This window comes from Rhodanobacter sp. C05, assembly GCF_002001165.1.
Classification (GTDB): Bacteria; Pseudomonadota; Gammaproteobacteria; order Xanthomonadales; family Rhodanobacteraceae; genus Rhodanobacter.
Map to the genome: position 1 here is coordinate 46,245 of NZ_MUNQ01000013.1, position 26,768 is coordinate 73,012.

26 protein-coding genes are annotated in these 26,768 nt (G+C 63.3%); 10 read left to right on the top strand and 16 right to left on the bottom strand.

All coding sequences use genetic code 11. The annotated features are described in order from the left end of the window. The first annotated feature begins 429 nt into the window (after nt 1–429). Together B0E51_RS12975 and rsmG are read left to right on the top strand one after the other, a co-directional pair. A complete protein-coding gene (locus B0E51_RS12975; RefSeq protein ID WP_077445321.1) occupies nt 430–891 on the top strand; it encodes an SPFH domain-containing protein in 462 nt (153 codons plus the stop codon). Nucleotides 892–1,062: 171 nt separating this feature from the next. After that, on the top strand, nt 1,063–1,692 hold the full coding sequence (gene rsmG, locus B0E51_RS12980) for a 16S rRNA (guanine(527)-N(7))-methyltransferase RsmG (protein WP_077445370.1): 630 nt from the start codon (nt 1,063–1,065) through the stop codon (nt 1,690–1,692). Nucleotides 1,693–1,703: 11 nt separating this feature from the next. Here rsmG and B0E51_RS12985 read toward each other — a convergent pair whose 3' ends face one another. Next, complete coding sequence (locus B0E51_RS12985; RefSeq protein ID WP_077445322.1) at nt 1,704–3,059, bottom strand: GH1 family beta-glucosidase; 1,356 nt, start codon at nt 3,057–3,059, stop codon at nt 1,704–1,706. Between the two features lie 133 nt (nt 3,060–3,192). Between B0E51_RS12985 and ugpC the strand changes: the two genes are divergently transcribed. The 5 genes from ugpC (at nt 3,193) to B0E51_RS13010 (ending at nt 7,485) form a co-directional block, all read left to right on the top strand. Continuing rightward, nucleotides 3,193–4,284, top strand: a complete 1,092-nt coding sequence (gene ugpC / locus B0E51_RS12990) for a sn-glycerol-3-phosphate ABC transporter ATP-binding protein UgpC (RefSeq protein WP_077445371.1) — start codon at nt 3,193–3,195, stop codon at nt 4,282–4,284. A gap of 80 nt (nt 4,285–4,364) precedes the next feature. After that, on the top strand, nt 4,365–5,243 hold the full coding sequence (locus B0E51_RS12995) for a ParA family protein (protein ID WP_077445323.1): 879 nt from the start codon (nt 4,365–4,367) through the stop codon (nt 5,241–5,243). Nucleotides 5,244–5,246: 3 nt separating this feature from the next. Next, complete coding sequence (locus B0E51_RS13000; protein WP_174570671.1) at nt 5,247–6,116, top strand: ParB/RepB/Spo0J family partition protein; 870 nt, start codon at nt 5,247–5,249, stop codon at nt 6,114–6,116. A gap of 219 nt (nt 6,117–6,335) precedes the next feature. Further along, on the top strand, nt 6,336–7,052 hold the full coding sequence (locus B0E51_RS13005; RefSeq protein WP_077445325.1) for a glycosyltransferase: 717 nt from the start codon (nt 6,336–6,338) through the stop codon (nt 7,050–7,052). 64 nt (nt 7,053–7,116) lie between these two features. After that, the gene (locus tag B0E51_RS13010; RefSeq protein WP_077445326.1) at nt 7,117–7,485 is read left to right on the top strand and encodes a DUF488 domain-containing protein; all 369 of its coding nucleotides are present in this window, start codon (nt 7,117–7,119) and stop codon (nt 7,483–7,485) included. A 24-nt stretch (nt 7,486–7,509) separates the two neighbouring features. Here B0E51_RS13010 and B0E51_RS13015 read toward each other — a convergent pair whose 3' ends face one another. Next, on the bottom strand, nt 7,510–8,460 hold the full coding sequence (locus B0E51_RS13015) for a patatin-like phospholipase family protein (RefSeq protein ID WP_077445327.1): 951 nt from the start codon (nt 8,458–8,460) through the stop codon (nt 7,510–7,512). A 13-nt stretch (nt 8,461–8,473) separates the two neighbouring features. Beyond that, a complete protein-coding gene (locus tag B0E51_RS13020; protein ID WP_077445328.1) occupies nt 8,474–9,457 on the bottom strand; it encodes a YafY family protein in 984 nt (327 codons plus the stop codon). 272 nt (nt 9,458–9,729) lie between these two features. Here B0E51_RS13020 and B0E51_RS13025 point away from each other — a divergent pair, with 272 nt between their 5' ends. Beyond that, entirely contained in the window at nt 9,730–10,545 is an 816-nt protein-coding gene (locus B0E51_RS13025; protein WP_077445329.1) for a DUF481 domain-containing protein, read from the top strand. A 78-nt stretch (nt 10,546–10,623) separates the two neighbouring features. Here B0E51_RS13025 and hemC read toward each other — a convergent pair whose 3' ends face one another. After that, the gene (gene hemC, locus B0E51_RS13030) at nt 10,624–11,541 is read right to left on the bottom strand and encodes a hydroxymethylbilane synthase (RefSeq protein ID WP_077445330.1); all 918 of its coding nucleotides are present in this window, start codon (nt 11,539–11,541) and stop codon (nt 10,624–10,626) included. A 145-nt stretch (nt 11,542–11,686) separates the two neighbouring features. Here hemC and B0E51_RS13035 point away from each other — a divergent pair, with 145 nt between their 5' ends. Continuing rightward, nucleotides 11,687–12,442, top strand: a complete 756-nt coding sequence (locus tag B0E51_RS13035) for a Bax inhibitor-1/YccA family protein (RefSeq protein ID WP_077445372.1) — start codon at nt 11,687–11,689, stop codon at nt 12,440–12,442. Nucleotides 12,443–12,482: 40 nt separating this feature from the next. Here the strand turns inward: B0E51_RS13035 and tkt are convergent, their stop codons facing one another. The 9 genes from tkt to B0E51_RS13080 form a co-directional block, all read right to left on the bottom strand. Further along, entirely contained in the window at nt 12,483–14,531 is a 2,049-nt protein-coding gene (gene tkt, locus B0E51_RS13040; RefSeq protein WP_077445331.1) for a transketolase, read from the bottom strand. A 37-nt stretch (nt 14,532–14,568) separates the two neighbouring features. Further along, nucleotides 14,569–16,215 (bottom strand): phosphoglucomutase (alpha-D-glucose-1,6-bisphosphate-dependent), encoded by a 1,647-nt coding sequence (gene pgm, locus B0E51_RS13045; protein ID WP_077445332.1) that lies wholly within the window; start codon nt 16,213–16,215, stop codon nt 14,569–14,571. Nucleotides 16,216–16,356: 141 nt separating this feature from the next. Then, entirely contained in the window at nt 16,357–18,021 is a 1,665-nt protein-coding gene (gene pgi / locus B0E51_RS13050) for a glucose-6-phosphate isomerase (RefSeq protein ID WP_077445333.1), read from the bottom strand. Beyond that, complete coding sequence (gene tal, locus B0E51_RS13055) at nt 18,018–19,121, bottom strand: transaldolase (RefSeq protein WP_077445334.1); 1,104 nt, start codon at nt 19,119–19,121, stop codon at nt 18,018–18,020. Before tal ends, pgi begins: the two co-directional genes overlap by 4 nt. A gap of 35 nt (nt 19,122–19,156) precedes the next feature. After that, nucleotides 19,157–19,870, bottom strand: coding sequence for an HAD family hydrolase (locus B0E51_RS13060; protein ID WP_077445335.1), 714 nt, complete (start codon nt 19,868–19,870; stop codon nt 19,157–19,159). Then, nucleotides 19,864–21,270, bottom strand: coding sequence for a glucose-6-phosphate dehydrogenase (gene zwf / locus B0E51_RS13065; RefSeq protein WP_077445336.1), 1,407 nt, complete (start codon nt 21,268–21,270; stop codon nt 19,864–19,866). Before zwf ends, B0E51_RS13060 begins: the two co-directional genes overlap by 7 nt. Before the next feature lie 443 nt (nt 21,271–21,713). Continuing rightward, a complete protein-coding gene (locus B0E51_RS13070) occupies nt 21,714–22,088 on the bottom strand; it encodes a transcriptional regulator (protein ID WP_077445337.1) in 375 nt (124 codons plus the stop codon). An 8-nt stretch (nt 22,089–22,096) separates the two neighbouring features. After that, nucleotides 22,097–22,399, bottom strand: a complete 303-nt coding sequence (locus B0E51_RS13075) for a type II toxin-antitoxin system HigB family toxin (protein WP_077445373.1) — start codon at nt 22,397–22,399, stop codon at nt 22,097–22,099. 81 nt (nt 22,400–22,480) lie between these two features. Beyond that, nucleotides 22,481–24,010, bottom strand: coding sequence for an MDR family MFS transporter (locus B0E51_RS13080; RefSeq protein ID WP_077445338.1), 1,530 nt, complete (start codon nt 24,008–24,010; stop codon nt 22,481–22,483). Nucleotides 24,011–24,092: 82 nt separating this feature from the next. On the opposite strand from B0E51_RS13080, the gene B0E51_RS13085 reads away from it, so the two are divergent. Then, entirely contained in the window at nt 24,093–24,830 is a 738-nt protein-coding gene (locus B0E51_RS13085) for a TetR/AcrR family transcriptional regulator (protein WP_077445339.1), read from the top strand. Between the two features lie 16 nt (nt 24,831–24,846). On the opposite strand, the gene B0E51_RS13090 is transcribed toward B0E51_RS13085, so the two are convergent. From B0E51_RS13090 to B0E51_RS19275, 3 genes are all read right to left on the bottom strand, one after another. Continuing rightward, nucleotides 24,847–25,341, bottom strand: coding sequence for a GNAT family protein (locus tag B0E51_RS13090; RefSeq protein WP_077445340.1), 495 nt, complete (start codon nt 25,339–25,341; stop codon nt 24,847–24,849). Nucleotides 25,342–25,368: 27 nt separating this feature from the next. Beyond that, nucleotides 25,369–25,698, bottom strand: coding sequence for a DHCW motif cupin fold protein (locus tag B0E51_RS13095; RefSeq protein WP_077445341.1), 330 nt, complete (start codon nt 25,696–25,698; stop codon nt 25,369–25,371). Between the two features lie 570 nt (nt 25,699–26,268). After that, on the bottom strand, nt 26,269–26,637 hold the full coding sequence (locus tag B0E51_RS19275) for a hypothetical protein (RefSeq protein WP_143525914.1): 369 nt from the start codon (nt 26,635–26,637) through the stop codon (nt 26,269–26,271). Nucleotides 26,638–26,768 lie beyond the last annotated feature (131 nt).

A 26,768-nucleotide genomic window follows, 5' to 3' on the forward strand; every position in this document is an offset into this window, starting at 1 on the left:
TCGTCATGGATGAACATGCTTATGGCAACGCAACAACGAAGGCGTGGAACCCATCAGGAATTGTTGGGTCGGTGTTGCCGGATTGGTGAGGACGCATCCTCCTTTTCCGCCAACGACCTGGTCAGCAGCAAGTTTTCTGTAGCGCTTTGGCAAGGTTGATGCTTTCAAATCAGCAAGCGTCGAGAGGTACGCGAAGGCAGCCCGGTTTCCGGTCTGGGACTGACACGCTGGGGCAGAACTGGCATCGACAGGGCCGTTACCAACATCCGTCATTGAGGACGGCATCGCACTTTCAACGGGTTCAGTCACTTGTTAAAAAGATATTTTCGCTGTTAAATGTAGGTTAATCTTTGCTGGCTCAACCGACTGTACACTTAAGCTGTTGCGACAGTTGAACAAATCACTGACAAGTTGTTGTTTTTAAATACCATGATGACTCTACTGACCTTGCTGCTTATGTTGCCTGCCGCGCTGATCGCCAGCGCAGCGGTCAAACGCGTGCCGGTCGGTCAGGTCTACAGCCTGTATCGGCATGGCAAGCCGGTGCGCCTGCTGCAGGCGGGCACGCATCTGGTGCTGCCGTTGCTGGACCGGGTGGAACACAAGATCAATCTGGCTGGACAGACGCTGCACTTCGAGGAGTCCCGCGCCGATGCACATGACGTGCGCGGTACGGTGTACTGGCAGGTGCTGGAGCCGGAGCGCGCCGATGCGGTATTCGAACAGGTCGACCAGTTGATCCGTCGTGGCGCACAGGAAGCTTTGCGCGATGAACCTGAGGTCGATCGCGCCGATCGCCGTGATTTGGGGGCGCGCCTGAAGCAGTCGTTGAACCATGCATTGCGCGAACGCGGCATGATGGTGACCCGGGTCGAGCTGGATGTAGCCTGAGTAGTGAATCGCGCCAGGGCGCCCGAGAGCGTCCGCGCCACAGGGGATTTGTAAACCTTGAAACCCGCTACGGCGGGTTTTCTTTTGCCGGCTTGCTTCAGGCATGACCCGCTGGCATCGTCGCCATCCGGCCCCGATACTGCCGACCTCGAACACGTACAGGAAAGCACCATGGCAGCACGCGACGCCTTGCAGGCCCGGCTGGAACAAGGCATCGCCGCACTGGGGCTGACCTTGTCGGCCGATGCGGTATCGCGGCTGCTCGACTATCAGGCGTTGCTGGAGCGCTGGAACGCCGCCTACAACCTCACTGCCGTGCGTGATCCGGCGGAGATGATCACCCGCCACCTGCTCGATTCGCTGGCGATCCTCCCGTATGTGCAGGGCAATACACTGGCCGACCTGGGCACCGGGCCGGGCCTGCCCGGCATTCCGCTGGCGATCGCCGCACCCGGGCGCGACATCCTGCTGGTCGATTCCAATGGCAAGAAGGTCCGCTTCCTGCGCGAAGCGATCCGCGCACTGAAGCTGGACGGCGTACGCGCCGTGCAGTCGCGGGTGGAAGAGGTCGAAGGCCAGTACGACTGCATCACCGCGCGTGCCTTCGCCAGTCTCGCCGACATGCTCGGCTGGGGCGGCCATCTGCTTGCACCGAACGGAATCTGGCTGGCGATGAAGGGCAAGCGGCCAGATGAAGAGTTGCCTGGCATACCGGCCGGCTTTGTGGTGCGCGGCACGCATGAACTGAGCGTGCCGGGACTGCCGGCCGAGCGTCATCTGCTGGTACTCGGCCGCGTCTGATCCGAAGGCGCTTAGTCGTCCAGCACGCTGCCGTTGCTTTCGATCACCTGCGCATACAGCTTCGCGGTGGCCTTGGGCGTGCGCTGCTGGGTGGCGAAGTCGACGTGGTACAGCCCGAACCGCTTGGAGAAACCCAGCGACCACTCCAGGTTGTCCATCAGCGACCAGGCGTAATAGCCCTTCAGATTCACCCCGGCCTCGATCGCGCGGTGCAGTGCCTGGAGGTGCTTGCGCAGATAGCCGGTGCGCAGCGGATCGTCGAGTACGGCATTTTCGGCCACCGGCGGATCGTAGAAAGCGGAACCGTTTTCGGTGATGTACAGCGGGATATCGCCGTAGCGACCCTTGAACCAGGTCAGCGTGTCGGTGAGGCCCTGCTCGAACACTTCCCAGCCGGTCTCGGTATAGGTCCTGTTCGGTTGGCGCACCGGCACCGCTTTCAGTGGATAAGCGTCTGGATCGTGCTTCACAACCGCACGGGTGTAGTAGTTGATGCCGACGAAATCGACCGGCTGGTGGGTCAATTTGAAATCTTCCTGCGGAAAATCCGGCCACGCCTCACCGAAGATTTCCTGCAGCTCGGGCGGGTAGCTGCCGAGCAGCGCCGGATCGGCGAACTGCTGATTCATGTACGCATGCGCTCGACGGGTCGCGGCGAGATCTTCGGCGCTGTCCGAATGCGGGTATTTCGGCTCGATGTTGAACACCACACCGATCTCGTGTCTGCCGTGCGCGCGATACGCCTGGATGCCGGCACCGCTGGCGCGCATCAGATTGTGCGCGGCGATCGGTGCCTCGAACTTGTTGCGATGGCCGGGCGCCAGCGCGCCGTGCAGGTAGCCGCCATCGGTGACCACCCACGGCTCGTTGAGGGTGGACCAGCGCGGTACGCGATCGTCCAGCGCCTTGAACATCACTTCGGCGTAATCGGCGAACCAGTGCGCGATGTCGCGGTTGAGCCAGCCGCCGCGGTCATCGAGTGCGGCCGGCAGGTCCCAGTGGAACAGCGTGGCATTCGGCACAATGCCGTTCTCCAGCAGTTCGTCGACCAGCCGCGAATAGAAATCCAGCCCTTTCGCATTGACCCGCCCGATACCCTCGGGCAGCACGCGCGCCCAGTTGATGCTGAAGCGGTAACCCTGCAGGCCCAGCGCCTTCATCAATTGCACGTCGTCCTTGTAGCGACGGTAGTGATCGCAGGCGACATCACCGTTGTCGTTGTTGTGCATCATCCCCGGCGTGTGCGCGAAACGCTGCCAGATACTGGGGCCGGCGCCATCGGCCAGCGGTGAGCCCTCGATCTGGTAGGCCGAAGTGGCGGCTCCCCAGTGGAAACCGTCGGGAAAGCGGAAACTGCGGCGTGTCATGGGGCTCCCTGCGACTCGATACGCTTGATGTAAACGATTACATGGGCAGAATAGCCCAACGTCCCGCCGAAGTGCAGACAAGCGCATGCTCTGGCGGGACGGGCCATCGTGGCCAACTGCACCGGAGATGTCGATGGCCGCCGTACATCTGGATCAGCTGCGCAAGGTCTACCCGAACGGCCACGTCGGCGTGGCCGGCGCCAGCTTCGACATCGCCGATGGCGAGCTGCTGGTACTGGTGGGGCCTTCGGGCTGCGGCAAGACCACCTTGCTGCGGATGATCGCCGGGCTGGAATCGATCAGCAGCGGCACCCTCAGCATCGACGCCCGCGTGGTCAACGAGGTGGCGCCGAAGGATCGCGACATCGCGATGGTGTTCCAGAACTACGCGCTGTATCCGCACATGACCGTGGCGGAAAACCTCGGCTTCGGCCTGCGCCTGCGTGGGCACAAGCAGGCCGAGATCGACCGCCGCGTGACCGCGGCGGCCAAGACGCTGGAGCTGGATTCACGACTGGCCGCGCGCCCGGGCGCGCTGTCCGGGGGCCAGCGCCAGCGGGTAGCCTTGGGTCGTGCGCTGGTGCGCGATCCGAGGGTGTTTCTGCTCGACGAGCCGCTGTCCAATCTCGACGCCAAGCTGCGGTTGTCGATGCGGGTGGAGATCGCGCGGCTGCACCGGCAGCTGAAGGCCACCATGATCTACGTCACCCATGACCAGATCGAGGCGATGACGCTGGGCCAGCGCATCGTGGTGCTCGATGGCGGGGTGATCCAGCAGATCGACACGCCGATGAACCTGTACGAACGGCCGGCCAACCTGTTCGTCGCCGGTTTTGTCGGCAGTCCGGCGATGAACCTGCTGCGCGGCACCCTGCGCAGCGATCACGGCTGGATGCTGACCACTGACCATGGCGACATCGCCCTGGGTGATCCACCGCAGGCTGCCATGTGGCAGTCGTGGCGCGATCGCGAGGTGGTCCTGGGGATCCGCCCGGAACATCTGCAACCGCAGGCCACCGGCCCGACCGCATTGAGCGCCCGGCTGGAAGTGCTCGAACCGGTCGGCAACGAGATCTTCCTCAACCTGCGCCATGGCACCCAGCCGCTGGTTTCGCGTGTGGCGCCGCAGGTCCTGCCCGAACCGGGCAGCACGGTGGCGCTGGGCCTGGTGATGGAGCGGCTGCATCTGTTTGATGGCGCCAGCGGTGTACGCATCGATGCCTGAGGTGCACCCATCGGGCGGGAAGCGCTCGGCAGGGGTAGGCATTACACTAACCCTCTCCCGCGTACGGTAGCTATCCATCCATGGCTCGCATCATCGCTGTCGCCAACCAGAAAGGCGGCGTCGGCAAGACCACCACTGCCGTCAATCTTGCCGCTGCGCTGGCTGCCGCGAAGCGCAAGGTGTTGCTGGTCGACCTGGATCCGCAGGGCAATGCGACCATGGCTTCGGGCATCAACAAGCGCGACGCCAAGCCGGGCGGCTGCGAGGTATTGCTGGAAGAGGTCGAGATCGCTGCGGCGGTGGTGCCGACCGAGGGTCACTACGACTTGTTGCCGGGCAATGGCGACCTCACCGCCGCCGAGCTGAAGTTGATGGATGCGCTGGCGCGCGAGCATCGGCTGAAGGAGCAACTGGCGAAGATCGGCGCGAAATACGACACCATCCTGATCGACTGCCCGCCGTCGCTGAACCTGCTCACGCTGAATGCACTGACCGCCGCCGACGGCGTGCTGATTCCGGTGCAATGCGAGTATTTCGCGCTGGAGGGTCTGTCCAGCCTGCTGGACACGATCAAGGCGGTGCGCCATCGATTGAATCCGACACTGGAGATCGAAGGCCTGCTGCGCACCATGTACGACGTGCGCAACAACCTCGGCAACGAGGTTTCCGCCCAGCTCACCCAGCATTTCGGCGACAAGGTGCTGCGCTCGATCATCCCGCGCAACGTGCGGCTGGCCGAGGCGCCCAGCCATGGACAGCCGATCCATCTGTACGACCGCAGTTCGCGCGGCGCGATCGCCTACATCGGCCTGGCCGGCGAAATGATCCGGCGCGAGCGCGGACTGCCGCCACGCGCTGACTCGGTCGAGCACGCCGATCCGGTCGATGACATCGAATCATCAAGGCATGACGACGGCGACGCGATCCTCGAGACGCCGCTCGCCAACCATCAGGAATAAAGCATGGCTGCTGCGAAAAAACGTGGATTGGGACGCGGGCTCGATGCCCTGCTCGGTGGCGACGGCGAAGCTGCGCCGTCGGTGATCGGGCAGGAAGGCGAGCTGCGCATGCTGCCGATCCAGCAGATCCAGCCGGGCAAGTACCAGCCGCGCCGGCACTGGAACGACGAGGCGCTGGACGAGCTGGCCGCGTCGATCAAGGCGCAGGGCCTGATCCAGCCGGTGGTGGTGCGCTCCATCGGCAAGAACAGTTACGAGCTGATCGCCGGCGAACGTCGCTGGCGCGCCGCCCAGCGTGCCCAGCTGGCCGAGCTGCCGGCACTGGTGAAGGTGGTGCCGGAGGCCGCGGTACCGGCGATGGCGCTGATCGAGAACATCCAGCGCCAGGACCTTACTCCGCTGGAAGAAGCCGACGCGCTGAAGCGGCTGATCGACGATTTCGATCTCACCCATCAGCAAGCTGCCGACGCCGTCGGCCGTTCGCGCGCGGCCGTGTCCAACCTGTTGCGGCTGACCGAACTGCCCGCCTCGATCAAGAAGCTGCTGGATGAGGGCAAGCTGGAGATGGGCCACGCCCGCTGCCTGCTGACCTTGCCCGAGCGCGAAGCCGAGGGTCTGGCGCTCGAAGCGGCGCGCAACGGCTGGAGCGTGCGCGAGCTGGAAGAGGCGGCCCGACGTGCGCAGCAGGCGCCGAAGGGCAAGGCGAAGAGTGCGCCGCCGCGTGATGCCAACATCGCCGACCTGGAGCGTCAACTCAGCGAACGCTTCGCCACTCGCGTCGAGCTGACCCAGGGCCGCGGTAGCCGCGGCAAGCTGGTGATCCATTACCACAGCAACGACGAGCTGGAAGGCATCCTCGGCAAGATCCGCTGAGGTTTTGCTTTTGCTCCCTCCCCTGCTCGCAGGGGAGGGTTGGGGAGGGGTTGCTCTCCGCCACGCAAGGTCAAAAGCTTTACCCCCTCCCAACCTCCTCCTACTTGCGGGGGGGGGAACAGTCAAGGCTATGGGAGGAGGCGCGCTCTGCCACTTGGCATTAAACTGCCCCGCTGCTGCACCAGACGCAGCAGCTGCCCCAGCTGAAAGGCTTTCCCCATGCCGCAACTTTCCGTCGTCGTCCCCGTCTTCAACGAACGCGACAACATTCCGCCGTTGCTCGCCGAAATCGCTGCTGCGCTGCGCGGCAAGGTCGATTACGAAGTCATCTACATCGATGACGATTCCAGCGACGACAGCCGTGCCGTGCTGGCTGCGCAAAAGGTCGCGCATCCCGAGCTGCGCGTGCTGCACCACGTCACCCGCAGTGGGCAGAGCACGGCGGTGTGGAACGGCGTGCGTGCGGCGCAGTCGCCGTGGATCGCCACGCTGGATGGTGACGGCCAGAACGACCCGGCCGACATTCCCAACCTGCTCGCCGCGCGCGACAAGGCTGCCGCCGAGACACGGCTGTTTGCCGGCTGGCGTACCACCCGCCGCGACAGCTTCAACAAGCGCATCTCCTCGAAGATCGCCAACGCGGTGCGCTCGCGCATGCTCAGGGACGCCACGCCGGATACCGGTTGCGGGCTGAAGCTGTTCGAGCGCGAGGTGTTCCTGCGCCTGCCCTACTTCGACCACATGCATCGTTATCTGCCAGCACTGGTCAAACGCGCCGGCTTCCAGAGCCAGAGCGTGCCGGTCAGCCATCGCCCGCGCACGGCTGGCGTGTCCAAGTACGGCATGCTGGATCGGCTCTGGGTCGGCCTGGCCGACCTGCGTGGCGTGGCGTGGCTGATGCGGCGCGGCAAGGTGACCAGGGTCGAAGAACTCTGATCCGGATCACGCCGGGCTGATCCGGCCGTCGTATGCTGGGAATCTTCCGTTCGGGAGATCGCCCGTGAGCATTGCCGTCAAACGTGTCTACGAACCGGCCGCGAAAGCCGATGGGTATCGCGTGCTGGTCGATAGGCTGTGGCCACGTGGGTTGAAGAAGGAAGACGTGTCGCTGGATCAATGGGCGAAGGAGCTGGCGCCCTCCACCGCATTGCGCCAGTGGTTTGGGCATGAACCGGCACGCTGGGACGGCTTTCGCCATCGCTACGCCACCGAGCTGGATGCTGCGGCCGAGCACTGGCGGCCGCTGGCCGAGCGTGCGGCACGGCATGTGGTCACCCTGCTCTACGGCGCGCGCGATGAGGAGCACAACAACGCGGTGGCGTTGAAGTCTTATCTGGAAAACTGGTTGCGCACGCACGGCCCGCGTTGACGCAGCTGAATTCGGAGAAAGCGTTCAGGGCTGGCGCTGTGGTGTCGCCGCTTTCGACCAGTGCGCCAGCGCCTCGCGCGTCTGCGCGCGACCACGTTCGATCAGTTCGCGGGCGCGGTAGAACTCATACGCAGTCGATACGTTGCGCGGCAGCTGGATCAGCAGATCCGGCTCGTAGGCAGCCAGGCGCAAGCGAGAGAGGTTCGCCTGCATCAGGTCCATCGACTGATTGAGCAGATCCCAGGCGCCGGGCTCGCGTGGCTTGCCTTCGCTGTGCGGCAGCAGTCGGCCGAAGAATTCGCCGAGGCGGTGGCGGTAACTGGTCTCGTCGACGGGATCATCGGCTGGAGTCACCACGGACGCCAGCTCCGCCGGACCATCCATGCTGACGGCGAACAGGTAGTCGGCTGGGTCGCGGATCAGCGGCGTGACCGGCACGGGATTGAGCAAGGCGCCGTCAAGCAGGCGGCGCTCGCCAATCGTGTAAGGCCGGAACACTGTTGGAATCGAGATCGAGGCGCGGATCGCGTCGAATAGCGAGCCGCGGGTCAGCCACACTTCGCGTTCGCGATCGAGATCGGTGGCGACCGCGGTAAAAGCGAGCGGCAGTTCCTCGATGCAGACGTCACCGATCATTTCGCGCAGCGTGCCGATGATCCGCTCGCCCTTGATCAGGCCGCCGCCGGAGAACGTCCAGTCGAGCAGCTTGAACACGTCGAGCCTGGCCAGCGTGCAGACCCAGTCGCGATAGACATCGAGCTTGCCCATCGCATATACGCCACCGATCAAGGCGCCCATCGAGGTGCCGGCAATCGCGGTGATCTGGAATCCCTGCGCCTCGATCTCTTCGATCACGCCGATATGCGCCAGGCCCTTCGCACCACCGGCACCGAGCGCCAGCGCGATGGTGGGCTTGCGCGGTACCACGGCATCGGCCGGTGCCGCGCTGGGATCGGCGATATCGGTGTGACTCATCGCGGCGCCTCGCTCATGCCTGCGATTGCTGGTAACCGCCCAGTGCCAGCTGCAACATGATCTTCATTTCCTCGCGCAACGGCAGCGGCGCCGTGACCTCTGCATCCGGGCCGTACTTCAGCACGTCCATCAGCAGCTCCCTGGAGTTGGAGTAGGGCACCTTCAATTCGTAGCGGCCATCGGGCAGCCATTCGCCCTTCTGCTGCGAATGCCAGTGTTCGTCGGCAACCCAGCGTGCGGCGTGCGAGGAGAAGCGAATGGTTGCCCACGCTTTGGGCTTGCCGGCGAAAATGCCGTAGCTGGAGGCGAGCAGTTCGTTGAGATCGCCTTCCGCGACATCGGTGGCCGCGGCATCCAGCGCATGCGCTTCGGCGATGCGATCCACCGCGAAGCTGCGCAATGCCTCGCGGTCGTGATCCCACACGTCCAGATACCAGTTGTCGCGGTAATGGGTCAGCCGTTGCGGCGATACGGTGCGGTGGCTGTCGATATTGGTGGTGCGTGCGCGGTAGCGGAAACGCAGCTGCTTCCGCTCCAGCACTGCGCCGGCGGCAATGCGGAATACTTGCTGGTCGAGCTTGCGCTCGCCCCAAGGGATTACCCGGATGCGTTCGATCGGCAATGCCTTGCCACTGCCCTGATCGGACAGTAGCCCCTCGATGCGCGCCTTGAACGGAGCCAGTGCACCGGCCAGCACGCCGGGACCGGAGCGGCTGATCAGCTCGTTCAGGGCCAGCAGCGCGGACAGCTCGTCGGAGGTCAGCCACAGTCCTGGCAATTCGAAGCGTTCGCCCTCGCCGACCTCGTAGCGGAACGCGGCCTGGTCACCACCGGCGCTTTCGATGGGTGCGCGCAATGCATCGCGCAGAAACGCGATGTCGCGATACAGCGTGGCGCGCGAGCACTCCAGTTCACCGAGCAGGCGCGACAGCGGAACCGGGTAGTGCGCTGATTTCAGCAGGCGGTGCAGGGTCAGTATGCGTTCGTAACGATCCATGGATTCGGCGGCATATCGTGGGGAAGGGCGTTATGTAGCATGGTGGCGAGCCGTGGTGGCCGCAAGCCGTGCATTGCGCCACAAGTATTGGGCTGTCGTGTGTGTGCATCGCTGGTGCCGGAACAATGCTTGCATCGAGCACACTGCCAATGGCGTTGCCGACCAAGCTGAAATCACAGAACAGCCTGAACCGCGCCGCCAAGCGTTCATTGGGTGTTCAAGCCAAATCGTTAAGGTACGCATCACTATTAATTAACAAATGGACTGCCCCGATGAAAAAGACCTTGATCGCCGGCCTGCTGCTGACGGCTCTCACGACCTTTGCCGTGCAGGCCCAGGACAGCACCAATGCCAGCACCGCCAGCAACAATGGTGGCTGGACCGGTTCCGGCGAGTTCGGCTTCGCCTCTGCCACCGGCAACACGCGTTCGCAGAACATCAACGCCAAGCTTGGTCTGAGCCAGGAAAACGATCAGTGGAAGAACAACTTCTTCCTCGACGCGCTGCGTACCAAGAGCCAGCTTAAGGTGGTCGACACCTCCGGCAATACAATCAACGAATTCAATACCACTGCGAACCGTTATGACACCGGCGCCTCGGTCGGCTACAAGTTCGATCAGCGCAGCTACATTGTCGGTGCCGCCCGTTATGAGCACGACGAATTCGGCGCCAACCTGTGGCAGGGCGTGATTTCGCTCGGTTACGGCTACATCGCCCTGAAGGACGAGCGCAACGAGCTGTCGTTCGAAATCGGTCCGGGTTACAAGGAATACCGCCCGGCCAACGTCGACGTGCTGGTGGGCGGCGTGCTGGTGCCACAGCAGCAGTCGACCCTGAATGAAGTGGTTGCCCGTGGTCTGGTCAACTACAAGCTGAAGATCTCGGACAACACCTCGTTCGAGGATACGTTCCTGATGGAAGCGGGCTCGAAGAACACCTACCTGCAGAACGATGCCGGCCTGGCGGTCAGCATGACCAAGAAGCTGGCGCTGAAGGTGGGTTTCGAGGTGCGCCACAACAGCGACGTGCTGCCGGGCATCAAGAAGATGGATACGCTGGCCACCACCAACCTGGTCTACAGCTTCTGAGTTGATCCAGCCCAAGGCTGATCACATCGACGGCCCTCCCGCGCATGCGGCAGGGCCGTTTTCTTCATGGTGTCCGGTTCAGAGGCCGAGCAGCTTGTCGGCGCCTTGCGCCAGCAGGGTCGCGGCCACCTGCTGGCCCAGCGCGATCGCCTGATCGCCTGCGCTGCTGGCCTCGGCATGCAACAGCCGGCCGTTTGTCGCATCGCCGACCATGCCACGCAGATGCAGGCCGTGTTCGCCCAGCACGCACCAGGCACCGACCGGCACCGTGCAACTGCCACCCAATGCCTGGTTCATCGCCCGCTCGGCACTGATCGTCAGTCGGGTGTCGGCATCGTCCAGCGCAGCCAGCAGGGCAAGTACAGCGGGCTGGTTGTCGCGTGCCTCGATCGCAATCGCCGCCTGGCCGGGCGCCGGCAGCCAGTCCGGCGCGGCCAGCCGGGCACGGATGCGTGCAGCCAGTCCGAGCCGTTCCAGTCCGGCGCAGGCCAGCACGATGGCGTCGTAGTGGCCGGCATCGAGCTTGCCCAACCGGGTGCCGACATTGCCGCGCAGGTCGAGCAGTACCAGGTCCGGCCGCAACGCGCGCAGTTGCGCCTGCCGCCGCAGGGACGAAGTGCCGACCCGTGCGCCATGGGGCAGCGCGTCGAGATCCGTGTAGTCATTACTGACAAACGCATCGGCCGCATCTGCGCGCGGCAGGATCGCCGGCAACACGAAACCCGGCTCCAGCTGGGTCGGCACGTCCTTCAGCGAATGCACCGCCAGATCGGCACGGCCTTCCAGCATCGCCACCTCGAGTTCCTTCAGGAACAGTCCCTTGCCGCCGATCGTCGCCAGTGGCTGATCGAGGATCTCGTCGCCGCGTGTGCTCATCGGCACCAGTTCCACGGTCAGTCCCGAATGCGCCGCACGCAGCAGGGCGGCGACGTGCTCGGCCTGCCATAGCGCCAGCGCGCTCTTGCGGGTGGCAATACGCAGGGTGGGGGGATTCATTGGAACTCCGCGACATTCGAGATGGTCGCATTGTCGCGTAGTTTCCGCGTAGCAGTGCAGCGACATGCGCGGCGTATCGGCGCAGCATCGCTGTCAAGCCGGTAGCGGGACGGCTACGATGGTGGGCATCTCATGGGAGACGAACATGCAAAGCGGCAATCCGGCACTCAACAAGAACACCTTCCTCGATGCGGCCAGCGGTGCAGTCGTTTCGCGCGGCGACGAGGCGATGACGCTGAATGGCACGGTCAACAAGACCGGTTTGCTGCTGATCCTGGTGCTGGTCGGCGCGATGTACAGCTGGAGTCAGTTCAGCGGCCCGGCCAGCATGCCGGCGATGTTCCCGCTGGTGCTCGGTGGTGCGATCGGCGGTTTGATCCTGGCCCTGATCACCTCGTTCAAGAAGACCTGGGCGCCTATCACCGCACCACTGTATGCGCTGGTGGAAGGTGTCTTCATCGGCGCGCTGTCGGCGATCTTCGAGATGCGCTATCCGGGCATCGTGATCCAGGCGGTGGGGCTGACCTTCGGCACCATGGCCGCGCTGCTGCTGGCCTATCGCAGTGGACTGATCCGGGTCACCGAGAAATTCAAGCTAGGTATCGTCGCTGCCACCGGTGGCGTGATGCTGCTGTACCTGGCGAATTTCGCGATGGGCTTCTTCGGCCATTCGATGGGCTTCATCAACGGCCATAGCGGTATCGGTATCGCATTCAGTGTGGTCGTGGTGGTGATCGCCGCACTGAACCTGGTACTCGACTTCGACTTCATCGAATCCGGCGTCAACGCCGGCGCACCGAAGTACATGGAATGGTATGGCGCGTTCGCGCTGGTAGTCACCCTGGTCTGGCTGTACCTGGAACTGCTGCGGCTGCTGTCGAAGCTTCAGTCGCGCAACTAAGCATGCCGCTGCCGCCGAGGTCGCCCTCGGCGGCGATGGGTTACCGTGCCAGCAGCGCCTTCGCCCGCGTAACCACGTTGTCCACCGTGAAGCCGTACTCACGCAGCAACACGCTGGCCGGCGCGGAGGCGCCGAAGCGGTTGACGCCGAGCATGTCGCCCTTTGCGCCAACGTAGCGATCCCAGCCCTGCGAGACGCCCAGCTCCACAGCGAGTCGTGCGGAGACATTCGGCGGCAGCACCTGATCGCGGTAGCTCTGCGGCTGCGCATCGAACAATTCCCAACTTGGCATCGACACGCAGCGCACCGCGACGCCTTCGGCCTGCAGCTGGTCGGCAGCGGCGAGGATCAGGGCGACTTCGGAACCGCTGGCGAGCAGGATCAACGTGGGCTTGCCGTCCTTCGCGTCGCTCAGCACATAGGCGCCCTGTCGCACGCCGTCGGCACTGGCGTAGCGCGTGCGGTCGAGCGTGGGGAGATCCTGTCGGGTCAGCGCCAGCAATACCGGATGCTTCTCCGATTGCGCCGCCACCTTCCACGCCTCTGCGGTTTCATTCGCGTCGGCGGGACGGATCACGGTGAGGTTGGGGATGGCGCGCAGGCTGGCCAGCTGTTCCACCGGTTCATGCGTGGGGCCGTCCTCGCCTACCGCGATGCTGTCGTGGGTGAACACGTGCACCACGTGCACGCCCATCAGCGCGGCGAGGCGGATCGCCGGGCGCATGTAGTCGGAGAAGATCAGGAAGGTCGAGCCGTACGGCAGGAAGCCGCCGTGCACGGCCAGCCCATTGCTGATCGCGCCCATCGCGTGCTCACGCACGCCGAAATGCAGGTTGCGGCCGGCATAGCTCCAGCCGGCGCTATCGGAACCTTGCGTATCTTGTCCCGGCGTAGGAGCCGGGTTGAAGTCGCCGAACCCTTTCAGATTGGTATGCGTCGAGGAGTCGAGGTCGGCGGAACCGCCAAACAGCGCAGGTAGTTTCGCTGCAAGCGCATTCATCACCTTGCCGCTGGCGACGCGGGTGGCGAGGCCCTTGGCATCGGCGGGGAACACGGGAATGTCCGCGTCCCAGCCTGCCGGTAGTTCACCGCGCAGGCGACCCTGCAATTCTTTCGCAAGATCGGGGAACGCCTTGGCATAGGCGTCCAGACGTCCATTCCATTCGGCTTCCGCCTTGGCGCCCTGTTCGAGTGCCTCGCGGAAATGTGCCAGCGCGGGCTCCGGTTCCAGGAAATCGGGTTCGAGCGGCCAGCCGAGGTTCTGCTTGGTCTTCTTCGTATCCTCGACACCGAGCGGCGAACCATGCGCCTTGAAACTGTCCTGCTCGGGCGAACCGAAACCGATATGCGTGCGCACCAGGATCAGCGACGGCCGCGCAGTGTCGGCGCGGGCGGCGTCCAGCGCGGCGCTGATCGCATCCACATCATTGCCGTCGGCCACGTGGATGATCTGCCAGCCATAGGCCTCGAAGCGCTTCGCGCGATCCTCGGAAAACGTGATGTCTGTGCCGGCGGCGAGAGTGACGTAGTTGTCGTCGTACAGGCAGACCAACTTGCCCAGTTTCAGATGCCCGGCCAGCGAGGCGGCTTCGCTGGCGACGCCTTCCATCAGGTCGCCATCGCTGACGATCGCCCAGGTGCGGTGATCGATCACGTCATGGCCATCGCGGTTGTAACGCGCAGCCAGATGCGCCTCGCCGATCGCCATGCCGACTGCATTCGCCAGGCCCTGGCCGAGCGGCCCGGTGGTCACTTCGACACCGGACGTGTGGCCGTATTCGGGATGTCCCGGTGTCTTGCTGCCCCACTGGCGGAACTGCTTGAGGTCGTCCAGCGACAGCGCGTAACCGGTGACGTGCAGCAGGCTGTACAGCAGGGCCGAGCCGTGGCCGGCGGAAAGCACGAAGCGGTCGCGGTCGGGCCAGTGCGGATTCGCCGGGTGATGCTTCAGCTGCTTGGTCCACAACGTGTACGCCATCGGCGCGGCACCGAGTGGCAGCCCGGGATGGCCGCTGTTGGCCTTCTGCACCATGTCCACCGACAGGAAGCGAAGTGTGTTGATGCATTGCTGGTCGAGTGCGCTGGACATGGTGGTTCCCTGGATGACGTAAGGTGGAAAGCGTGGCTCAGGCGAGCGCGGCGTCGACGATCTTCTGTGCTTCGGCGAGCAGGCTCTGCAGATGGTCCGGGCTCTTGAAGCTTTCCGCGTAGATCTTGTAGATCGCTTCGGTGCCGGACGGTCGCGCGGCGAACCAGCCGCTGGCGGCGACAACCTTGATGCCGCCGATCGCGGCGCCGTTGCCGGGTGCCTTGTCGAGCACCTGTTCGATCTTCTCGCCGGCCAGCTGGTCGCTCTTCAGTTGATCGGGTGAGAGCTTGGCCAGCTTCGCCTGTTGCGCCGGGGTGGCGGCCGCGTCGACACGGTCGGCGAACGGTTTGCCGAGATCCCGGGTCAGCTGCGCGTACAGCTCGCCCGGATCCCTGCCCTCGCGCGCGGTGATCTCGGCCGACAGCAAGGCCGGCACCAGGCCGTCCTTGTCGGTGGTCCATACCGAGCCGTCGTGGCGCAGCAGCGACGCGCCGGCGCTTTCCTCGCAACCGAAGCCGAGCGAGCCATCGAACAGGCCATCGGAAAACCACTTGAAGCCGACCGGCACTTCATACAGCTTGCGACCGAGCCGCTTCGCCACGCGATCAATCAGTGCCGTGCTGACCACGGTCTTGCCGATCGCGGCATTGGCGTTCCATTGCGGCCGGTGCTTGAACAGGTAGTCGATCAGCACGGACAGGTAGTGGTTAGGCACCATCAGGCCGCTGCTGCGGGTGACGATGCCGTGGCGGTCGTGGTCGGTATCGCAGGCGAACGCGACGTCGTATTGGTCCTTCAGGCCAATCAGCCGCTGCATCGCGTACTTCGACGACGGGTCCATGCGGATCTTGCCGTCCCAGTCCACTGTCATGAAGGCGAACTGCGGATCGACCACGTCGCTGACCACGGTGAGGTCGAGCTTGTAGTGCTCGGCAATCGGCGCCCAGTAGTGTACGCCGGCACCGCCCAGTGGATCGACGCCCATGTGCACGCCGGCGCTGCGGATCACATCGAAGTCGATGATATTGGCGAGATCAGCGACGTAATGGTTGAGGTAATCGTGTTCGTGTGTCGTGGCGGCCTTGCGCGCCTGCGCGAACGGCATGCGCTTCACGTCCTTCAGGCCACCTTCGAGCAAGGCATTCGCGCGATTCTGCACCCAGTTGGTAATGTCGGTGTCGGCCGGACCGCCATTCGTCGGGTTGTACTTGAAGCCGCCGTTGTCCGGCGGGTTGTGCGATGGCGTGATCACGATACCGTCGGCGAGGCCGCTGGTGCGACCCTTGTTGTACACCAGGATCGCGTGCGAGATTGCCGGCGTCGGGGTGAACTCACCACCGGTGGCGATCATCGTTTCGACACCGTTCGCCGCCAGCACTTCCAGCGCATTCTCGAACGCGGGTTGCGATAGCGCATGGGTATCGAAGCCGATGAACAGCGGACCATCGATGCCCTTGCTCTTGCGGTACTCGCAGATCGCCTGGCTGATCGCCAGGATGTGCCACTCGTTGAAGCTGCGATCGAACGAGCTGCCGCGATGGCCGGAGGTGCCGAAGGCGACGCGTTGCGCGGGTACCGACGGATCGGGTTTCAGGTCGCTGTAGGCGGCCAGCAGCTTGGGGATATCGACCAGGATCGACGTCGGTGCCGGTTTGCCGGCAAGTGGACTGATTTGCTGACTCATGTGACCTCGAATGACTTGTTTTTGCCGTCATCCCGGCGAAAGCCGGGATCCATGTTGCTATGGCGCAAGGCCAATGGATTCCGGCTTTCGCCGGAATGACGCCATTTGGAAATTTTCAGCGAAGCCATCACTTGGTCCGAGTCATGAGCTTTCCGGGATTTTGCCATCGCGCAATTGGCGATAGCGATGGATCAAGGCGTTGGTCGAACTGTCGTGCGAGAGTTTCGGTTCGTCCTTCGCGGTCAGTTCGACGATGGTGGTCTTCGCCAGCTGCTTGCCCAGTTCCACGCCCCACTGGTCGAACGAGTCGATGTCCCAGATCGTGCCCTGCACGAAGACGCTGTGCTCGTACAGTGCGATCAGGGTGCCCAGCACATGCGGCGTCAGTTTCGCGGCGAGAATGGTGTTGCTGGGCCGGTTGCCCTCGAAGGTGCGATGCGGCACCAGCGCTTCCGGCGTACCTTCGGCGCGCACTTCTTCCGCCGTCTTGCCGAACGCCAGCGCTTCGCCCTGCGCGATCAGGTTCGCCATCAGCAAATCGTGTTGATCGCCGCCACCTTGCGCAGGCAGTGGGTTCAAGGTCTGACCGAAGCCGATGAAATCGCACGGCACGATCCGCGTGCCCTGATGGATCAATTGGTAGAACGAGTGCTGGCCATTGGTGCCCGGTTCGCCCCAGTAGATCGGGCCGGTGTTGTAGTCCACCATCTTGCCGTCGAGCGTCACGTGCTTGCCGTTGCTCTCCATCGTCAGCTGCTGCAGGTAGGCGGGGAAACGCTTCAGATATTGCTCGTACGGCAACACCGCGACCGTGGCGGCATCGAGGAAGTTGTTGTTCCAGATCGCCAGCAGGCCCATCAGCGCGGGCAGGTTGCGTTCCAGCGACGTATGACGGAAATGCTCGTCCATCGCATGGAAGCCGGCCAGCATCTCGCGGAAACCGTCTGCACCGATCGCCAGCATGGTCGACAGGCCGATCGACGAATCCATCGAGTAGCGCCCGCCGACCCAGTCCCAGAAGCCGAACATGTTCGCGGTGTCGATGCCAAACTTCGCCACGCCTTCGGCGTTGGTGGAGACGGCAACGAAATGTTTGGCGACGGCACTCTCGTCACCCAACGCCGCCACGCTCCACGCACGCGCAGCGTGCGCGTTGGTCAACGTTTCCAGCGTGGTGAACGTCTTCGAACAGATGATGAACATCGTCTCGGCCGCGTCGAGGTCGCGCACGGCCTCGGCAAAGTCGGTGCCGTCCACGTTCGAGACGAAACGGAACGTCATGTCGCGCCGGCTGTAATCACGCAAAGCTTCATACGCCATCACCGGGCCCAGATCGGAGCCACCGATGCCGATGCTGATCACGTTGCGGATGCGCTTGCCGGTATGGCCCACCCACGCGCCACTGCGCACCCGTTCGGAAAACGCGGCCATGCGGTCGAGCACTTCATGCACGTCTGGTTCCACGTCATGGCCATCGACCAGGATCTTTTCCGTGGTCGGTGCGCGCAGCGCCACGTGCAGTACCGCACGACCTTCGGTGCTGTTGATCTTGTCGCCGCGGAACATCGCCTCGATCCGCTGCGGCAGCTCGCAAGCCTCGGCCAATTCGCGCAGCAAGCGCAGCGTGTCGGCGTCGACGCGCTGCTTGGAATAATCCAGATACAGCCCGACGTCCTCGACAGTCAGTTGCTTGCCGCGTTGAGCGTCCGCAGCGAACAGCTCGCGCAGATGCTTGGTGCCGATCGTGGCGAAGTGCTGCTTGAGCGCCTGCCATTGCGGGAGTGTGGTGAGAGGGGCGTGGCTCATCGCAGGGCGGGTCCTTTCGATTTGTCGGCCAGTGCGCTGGCCTTGTCGGCGATCCGCTGCAGCAGCTGGTGCCAGGATTTGACGAACGCCGCGGCGCCATCCTGCTGCAGCTTCAGCGCCAGCGCATCGATATCCACGCCAGCCTTGCTGATCTGCGCCAGCACCGCATCGGCGTCGCCACCGTCGGTCGCCATCACACCGTGCAGTTGGCCGTGGTCGGCGAATGCCAACAGAGTTTTCTCCGGCATCGTGTCGATGGTGTCGGGCGCGGCGAACGCGCTGATGTACATCGTGTCCGTCGCGGACGGATCCTTGACCCCGGTGCTGGCCCACAGCAGACGCTGCGGCTGCGCGCCGGCAGCTTCGAGCTTCTGCCAGCGCGGCGAGGCGAGCATTTCACGGTAGGCGCGATAGGTCTGCTGGCCCACCGCGATGCCGAGCTTGTTGTGCAGTTCGGCCGGCAGCTGCGGATTGCTGGCGACATCCCATCGGCTGATGAACAGCGAGGCGACCGAGCCCACGCGCGAACCGAGTCCGGCGGCGATGCGCCGCTCGATGCCGCGCATATAAGCCTCGGCGACGGCCACATACTGCGCGCAGGAAAACAGCAGGGTCACGTTGATCGGGATGCCGAGGAAGATCGCCTCCTCGATCGCCGGCAGGCCTTCCGGCGTGCCGGGGATCTTCACGAACAGGTTGTCGCGCTGCGCCTGGCTGTGGATCTGCTTGGCCGCAGCGATCGAGCCGGCGGTGTCGGCGGCGAGCAGCGGCGAGACTTCCATCGAGACCCAGCCATCGACGTGGTCGGTGTCATCGAAGATCGGTCGGAACAAATCGGCGGCGCGACGCAGGTCTTCCAGCGCCAGCTCGGTGAACAGCTCCTCACCCGACAAGCCGGCCAGCGTCTTGGCGTGCACGCCGGCGTCGTAGGCGTCGCCGTCGCCGATCGCGGCGTCGAAGATGCTCGGATTCGAAGTCAGCCCGGTAACCGAGATATCCGCGATGTAGCGCGCCAGCGTGCCGTCATCGAGCAGGGTGCGGGTGATGTTGTCCAGCCACAGGCTCTGGCCGAGTTCGTGCAATTGCTGGGTCGCTTTCATGCTTGCTCCATGACTTCAGTTCAATACGGATTGTTTCAGTCTGCCCTAAGGCTGATGACGGGCGTGTCTGGCAGGAAGTCTTCCAGCTTACGCCCGCGCAGATCACCGATGCACGCGATCGTGAGGTCCGGCGTGGGCTGCAGGTCGGCCGGTGCAGCGGCCGCGTAATGGCCTTGGCGCACGAACACCGTGGTCAGCTTGTGGCCGAGGCGTTGCTTCATCTCGGCGAGGATCTGCGGCTTGTCGTCGACCATCACGTAATGCGCGGCCGGGTAACGCTGTTGCATCGCCACCAACATCTGCTGCTTGTGCAGGTAGATCAGCACCTCGCCGCGCAGTGCTTTCCACAGGCCCGCGTGCTGGATCTTGCGCGGCTGGAACACCACGTCGCCATCGGACAGGATCGCCGTCGGGCCGAGCGTGCGCAGGTGCGCCACGGTGTCCAGCGCGTGCGGATACAGCCGCTCGGCAAACGGATACTCCAGCAGGTAGGCCGACATCTGCAGCAGCGACGGATCGTTGTCGAGACCGGTGCGGAAGCGCTGCAGCGCGCCGAGGTAATCGGCATATCCCAGCTCGTCGCGCAGCTGCGCATAGATCGCCCAGTAACGGTCGCGCTCGGTGGTGCCGAACGCCTGCTCCAGCGTGTCACCGAGGTCGGCGGCAAAGCGGTCGTTGTCGAGCAGAGTGTTGTCGACGTCGAGCAGGAAGACGACGGAGGCGACACTACTGGCGTTGTCGCTCAGCATGGTTCGCTCGCTTCGGCAACGGGATCGTGCCAGCCCTCGGTACCGCTGACGATCTTCGCCGCCTCGGCCGGCCCCCAGCTGCCCGGCTCGTAGAAGCTCACGCGGCCCTCGTGCTGCAGTACCTGGTCGACCACGGCCCACGCGGCCTCGACGCATTCATCGCTGGTGAACAACGCGTTGTCGCCGCGCATCGCGTCGGCGAGCAGCCGCTCGTAGGGTGGCTTCTCCACCGCGGCATGGTGATGCGCGACCAGCTCCACCGGTTCGCCCTGCATCGCCTCGCCCGGCTTCTTCACCCGCATGCCTTCGGCAATGATCACCTCGGGACTGAGCCGGAAGCGGAAGTAGTTCGATTGCGGTGGCGTGATCTCGTCGAACACCGACAGCGGCGGCGTCTTCATGTCGACGATCACCTCGGTAGTGGTGATCGGCAGGTTCTTGCCGGTACGGATGTAGAACGGCACGCCGGCCCAGCGCCAGGTGTCGATGTGCAGGCGCAGAGCGACGAACGTCTCCACGTTGGAATCCGGCGCCACGCCGTCGACCTGGCGATAGCCGTTGAACTGGCCGCGCACCACTTCCTTCGGATCGAGCGGGCGCATCGCGCGGAACAGTCGCAGCTTTTCCGCATTCAGCGAGACGGGATCGTTGCCGATCGGCGCATCCATCGCCAGCAGCGAGGTCACCTGCAGCAGGTGGTTCTGCAGCACGTCGCGGATCGCGCCGACGCCTTCGTAGAAGCTGCCACGGCCATCCACGCCGAACTGCTCGGCCATGGTGATCTGCACGCTGTCGACATAGCGGTTGTTCCACACCGGCTCGAGCACACTGTTGGCGAAGCGGAAATACAGCAGGTTCTGCACCGGCTCCTTGCCCAGGTAATGGTCGATGCGGAAGATCGCCGATTCCGGGAACACCTCATGCAGGGTGCGGTTGAGGGCCTGCGCCGAGGCCAGGTCGCGACCAAAGGGCTTTTCCACCACCACCCGCGCGTTGTCGGCACAGCCGGCCTGCTGCAGGTTCTTCACCACCACGCCGAACAGACTCGGCGGAATCGCCAGGTAATGCAGCGGCGCCTTGGCGCTACCGAGCACCTGTTTCAAGTGGGTGAACGTGGCCGGATCGTTGTAGTCGCCATCGACGTATTGCAGGCGTGCCGAGAACTTCGCGAACGCGGCCTCATCGACGTCGCCGCCATGCTGCTTCGCCGCCTGCGTCAGGCTGTCGTGGGCGCGCTGGCGCAGCTTTTCGACGTTCCAGCCGGAATGCGCCACGCCGATGATCGGCAGATCCAGCCCATCGCGCAGCATCATCGCCTGCAGGGCGGGGTAGATCTGCTTGTAGGCGAGGTCGCCAGTGGCGCCGAAAAAGACCAGGGCATCCGAACGGGGTATCGGCATAACGATTGCTCTCTCCATGGAGCTGGCGGGCGCCGTCAAAAAACACGGCGCAAGGGGCAGACGATGCAGCGGTCACTTGGTCGCCCAAGATGCCGGACATCGGGTCTACTTTCCAGCCTGCACGCAGCGAGGTTAAAGCGATGCATAAGCCTGCTCGTGTACGGCGTGACGCGGTGGTCGCAGGAAGCTGCGTCGCTGGCCGCGCGAACGGTCAGGCTGCGGACCCGAGCGGCCATCTTGGGAAACTGAATACAGCAGGATGCAATTAAGAGCAGTCGCCAGCATGCTTGCACGCCCAACACTGACGGTTACATGCCTTGCCTCGATACCGGAGATATTGTGATCTGGACGATGCGGAACAGATCAGAAAGCTGTGTCAGGGGGAGGCCCTGCCACTGGCGAACGATGTGGACAGATTCTCCAAGGGATCTCGCGGATCGTGGTTACGCTACGTGAGTGTGGGTTGCTGGCCGGATAAGACTCTCGGCCGGGATGCCGAACATGTCGTGCAGCTTCCAGATCATGGGCAGTGTCAATGACCGTTTGCCGCTGAGTACCTCGTAAACCCGGTTCGAGCGGCCGATGGCAGGTTCAAGGTCTTTCACGGTCAAGCCGGATTGTTCCATGCAGAACTTGATGGCTTCGATCGGATCGGGCGGGCTCATCGGGAAATGCCGCGATTCGTAGGCTTCGATGAGAGTCACGAGTACGTCGAGCTTGTCGCCCTCGGGAGTGCCGAGTTTGGCGCTCATCAATCCGTCAACCACAGCAAGGGCTGCCTTGTAGTCTGCTTTGGTCTTGATGGGTTTGATGTTCATGGGGCACCTCAGATGTTTTGAGCGTCAATCTTGTCGTACTGCTTGTGCGTACCGATGAAGCGCACATAGACAACGCGGTAGTCGTAGTTGATCCATACGACCAGCCGGTATTTGTTGCCGGCAAGGTTGAACACGACGCGACCGTCCTGGAGGATGCTGGCCGTGCCAAATGCGGCCTTGACGTCCGCAGGCTGTGACCAATCGGCGGCAACGGCTTGCCGGTACCACGCCAGTGTCGGCTCTTCAGTATCCCGATAGGCCGGTGTGTTCGTCCAGAATGCCTTTAGTGTCGACAGGGCAATGATGCGCATGGGACGAATCATAGTCCCGGCATGGGACTATCGCAAGGATTGGCTTGATGGCCGTGAACCCCTCTGCAGCCCCATGACCCGTCAACGCTTCTTCAGCGGCACATCCTCGAGGAACCACGTCAGCGCGAAGGCCAGCACGATGATGCCGGCGGCCACCAGGTAGACCATGTGCAGCGCGCCACCGAAGGCCTGCAGGTAGTCCGCGCGCAACACTGGCGGCAGCTGATGAACCGTGGTCGGTCCGAGTGTGCGGGGCAATTCGGTTCCGGCGGGAATGAGCTGGTCCAGCCGCGCATGCAGCCCGTTGGTGAAGATCGCGCCGAACGCCGCCACGCCGATCGAGCCGCCGATCGAGCGGAACAGCGTCGCGCCGGAGGTCGCCACGCCCATGTGCCTGAAATGCACGCTGTTCTGCACGGCAAGGATGAGCACCTGCATCACCATGCCCAACCCGAGGCCCAGCATGCTTATATATACGTACATCACCTCGACCGGCGTCGAGTTCTGCAGGGTGCTGAGCAGCGCCATCGCGACAAACGCAACGCCGGTCCCCGCGATCGGGAAGAAACGATATTTGCCGATCCTGCTGATGATCCGGCCGCTGATGATCGAGCTCACCATGACGCCGCCCATCAGTGGCAACAGCTGCATGCCGGCTTGCGAAGGCGTGGAGCCCTTGACCACCTGCAGATAGAGCGGCAGGAAGGTCATCGAACCGAACAACGACATGCCGATCACCAGCCCGATCAGGCAGCTCAGCAGAAAGGTGCGTTCGCGGAACAGTTCGAGCGGAATGATCGGCTCGGCCGCGATGCTTTCCTCATAGATGAAGCCCACGATCGAGATCAGGCCGAACGCGAGCGTGCACCACAGTTGCGCCGACGACCACGGCAGGATGGTGCCGCCCTGGGTCGTGAACAGCACGATGCAGGTCAGTGCCAGCGCGAGGTAGGCGGCACCCGGGTAGTCGATCTTGTGCTTCACGTGGGCGACGTGCGGCTTGAAGACCGCCCCGATCACCAGCAACGCGATGACGCCGAGCGGCAGGTTGATGTAGAAGATCCAGCGCCACGAGAAATGCTCGACCAGAAAGCCGCCGATCAGCGGCCCGATTACCGTGGCCAGCCCGAACACGCCACCGAACAGGCCCTGGTAACGGCCACGCTCGGCCGGCGGTATCACATCGCCGATCGCCGCCATGGTCACCACCAGCAAGCCACCGCCGCCCAGGCCCTGCAGGGCGCGCATGAAGATGAGCTCGGCCATGTTCTGCGCCAGCCCGCACAGGGCCGAGCCGAGCAGGAACAGCACGATGGCTACCTGCAGGACGATCTTGCGGCCGAACAGGTCACCCAGCTTGCCGTACAGCGGCACCACGATCGTCGACGCCAGCAGGTAGGACGTGACGACCCACGACAGACTTTCCAGACCACCCAGCTCGCCGACGATCGTCGGCAAGGCGGTGGACACGATCGTCTGATCGAGCGCAGCAAGCAGCATCACCAGCAGCAAGGCCGAGAACAGCAGCCGGATCGGCGGGTGCTCGCGTGCGGGTGCGTGCGGCGAAGCCGTGTCTACGGCCTCGACGGGTGCGGAAATATCGGCGCTCATGGATGTGCCTGGTCTTGATATTAATTAACTAGATAATTAATATACGTGGGAGTATCCCGATCAGTCAACAGGCCAGCTCAAGATGGCAGCGCGAAATCCCGACAAGCCGGCGGCACGCGAGCCGAAAGCAGCGAAGAAACGAAGCGCCGCGCCACGCCGTCCCGGCCGACCGAGCGGCGGCGCCAGCGCCGTCGATCAGCGCAACCGGCTGATCGACACCGCCTTGACCCTGTTTGCGCAGCAAGGCATCGCCGATACCTCGCTCGCCGCGATTGCCAAGGCAGCCGGGGTAACGCCGGCGATGCTGCACTACTACTTCAAGACGCGCGAGCAGTTGCTCGATGTGCTGATCGATGAACGCTTCCTGCCGGTCCGGAAATCCATCGAGGAGGTGTTCGAGGCCAACGCGGACGACCCGGTGGCGGCGATCACCCTGCTGGTGCAACGCTTCATGAGCATCGCGGAGGAATACCCGTGGTTTGCCTCGATATGGATGCGCGGCGTGCTCAGCGAAGGCAGCCTGCTCAAGGATCGGATCCGCGAGCGCTTCGGCGACGCCCACCAGAAATCCGCGTTTCAGTGCATCGTGCGCTGGCAGGCCGAAGGACGCTTGAACGCGGATCTGGAACCTGCGCTGGTGTTCATGTCCCTGCTCGGGCTGACCATGCTGCCGCTCACCGCGGTGAAGATGTGGCGCGATGACCCGCTGCGCCGCGAGCTGGGTGCCAAGGAGATCGCGCGGCATGCGCTCGCATTGCTGATGCACGGCGTGGGGCCACAGCTGCCTGCTAGCAAGAAGCTCAAGAAGCAGGTTTCCTGACGCGGGGAAATTGCAGTCAGTTCGCCAGTTCCTTGAACATCACCAGGGCATCGACCAGGCCAAGGCGCTGGTGCCGGAAAGCGCGCGGCAGCGTGCCGACCACGCTGAAGCCAAGCTTCTTCCACAGGCGCACGGCGCGCTCGTTGGTCGATACGACCAGGTTGAACTGCATCGCGAGAAAGCCCATCGACAGCGCTTCCACTTGCGAGTGCACGCACATCACCGATGCAATGCCCTGACCCTGTGCCTCAGCGGCGACCACGTAGCCACAGTTGCAGACGTGTCCGCCGAGACCCGGCTGGTTGGGTTTGAGGATATAGCTGCCCACCACCTGCCCGTCCGGCGCACAGGCCACGAAAGTCGCGGCCGGAAGCTCGACCCAGGCCTGGTGTGTTTCGGCCTCGGTACTTTGCGGCGAGTTGGCGAGTGTGTCGCCGGACTGGAAGGTCGCGTGCAGGATCGACCAGACGGCGGACCAGTCGGTTTGCTGGAAGGGACGAATGAGGGTCATGGGTGTGGTGAGTCCGTTGCTTGGGCTTCAATCGACAATGAACAGCTTGGCCCCGACTTCGGTGAACGATCGATGTGGTTCCGCATTGTCGGCGACTTGATAGCTCATGCCCGCGGTCAGGGTGAACTTGCGACCGTCTTCCAGTTCGGTGTGAAGTTCTCCCTCGACACACAGAAGTACGTGCCCCTTGACGCACCAGTGATCCGCGAAGTAGCCAGGCGTGTACTCGACCATCCGAACGCGGATGCTTCCAAACTGCTGTATTCGCCAGAAGGCGATGCCGCTGACGCCTTTGTGTTCAGTCCGTTCGACCGTCGACCAGTCAGTCGTGCCGAAGGGGATGTCCGACATCTGCATGTTTGGTGCCCAGCGCTGGAGTTAAGCGGCGGCGTAGCCGTCCGCCTTGAACGAGTAGTTAGATGGTGCCTGTGAAGTTGCTAGAACCACCACATGAACCACCGCACAAACAAGCCGCCCCACCACAAGCTACAAGATAGACCAGCGGCAATGAACGTAAAAAGGGGAGCGACGCCACTCCGATACCCCGTCGCGGCGTCGTAGAAAAGCCACGCTAGTGCGGCAGCCAACGCTACAACAAGAGCAAGCCCGACTAACCACTGCCTAGGCTTGACGGAGAACGCGGGCTTGTTTTGGATACGAACAGCCGAACTTGACTGACGCGAATTGCGGACTAGGACAAGGCCTCCGAATAGTGCAAGCAGCCCAACGGACCGAATTGCGAAGTTGTGTTGCCCATAGACAAGCATGCAGACCGCTGCAAAAGCCAACAACAACGCTTGCAAGATAAAGGAGATTGCCCGTTTGAGTTTGGGGGGTGCTGCCATAGTTCTCTAGCCTCATGCCACGGAACATCTAACGCTGGAGTTAAGCGGCGGCGAAGCCGTCCGCCTTGAACGAATGGTTAGATCAGTTGCTGGTGAGATATTCCAACATGCTGCGGCAGCCAATGATCTGCTCGCTAGGAGCCATCCTATTAAAATCAGCAACGTCGACGGCAGCGTCAATCTTGGCTTGCTCTAACGTGGACACCCCATTTGCCTCGTGTTGTTTTGCCAACACTGAGGTTATTTGATCAATCGCTTGACGAGTGCGGCGCTGCCAAGCCTTTAGAGATGCATCGTAGGTGCTAGTGTGAGATGGGTTGATTCGCTTGCAAGTCTCAAACGTTGCTGGTGCGGTATATGACGCTAAGACTTGAACCAATTTTGGCGTTGGTACCTGAGCCACGGCACTGCTCCCCGTGGCCAAGGCGAAGACGATACCGAATAATGGCATTCCGCGAACTCCCTGAACTGATCTAACGCTAAGTAGATTTCAAAGTGCAGTCTAATCCCTGCAGCCTAATCCCTGCACACGATGTAGATAGTGGGTGGCAGTGCAAGGAAATCAGCTATTTGCTTTCTTAG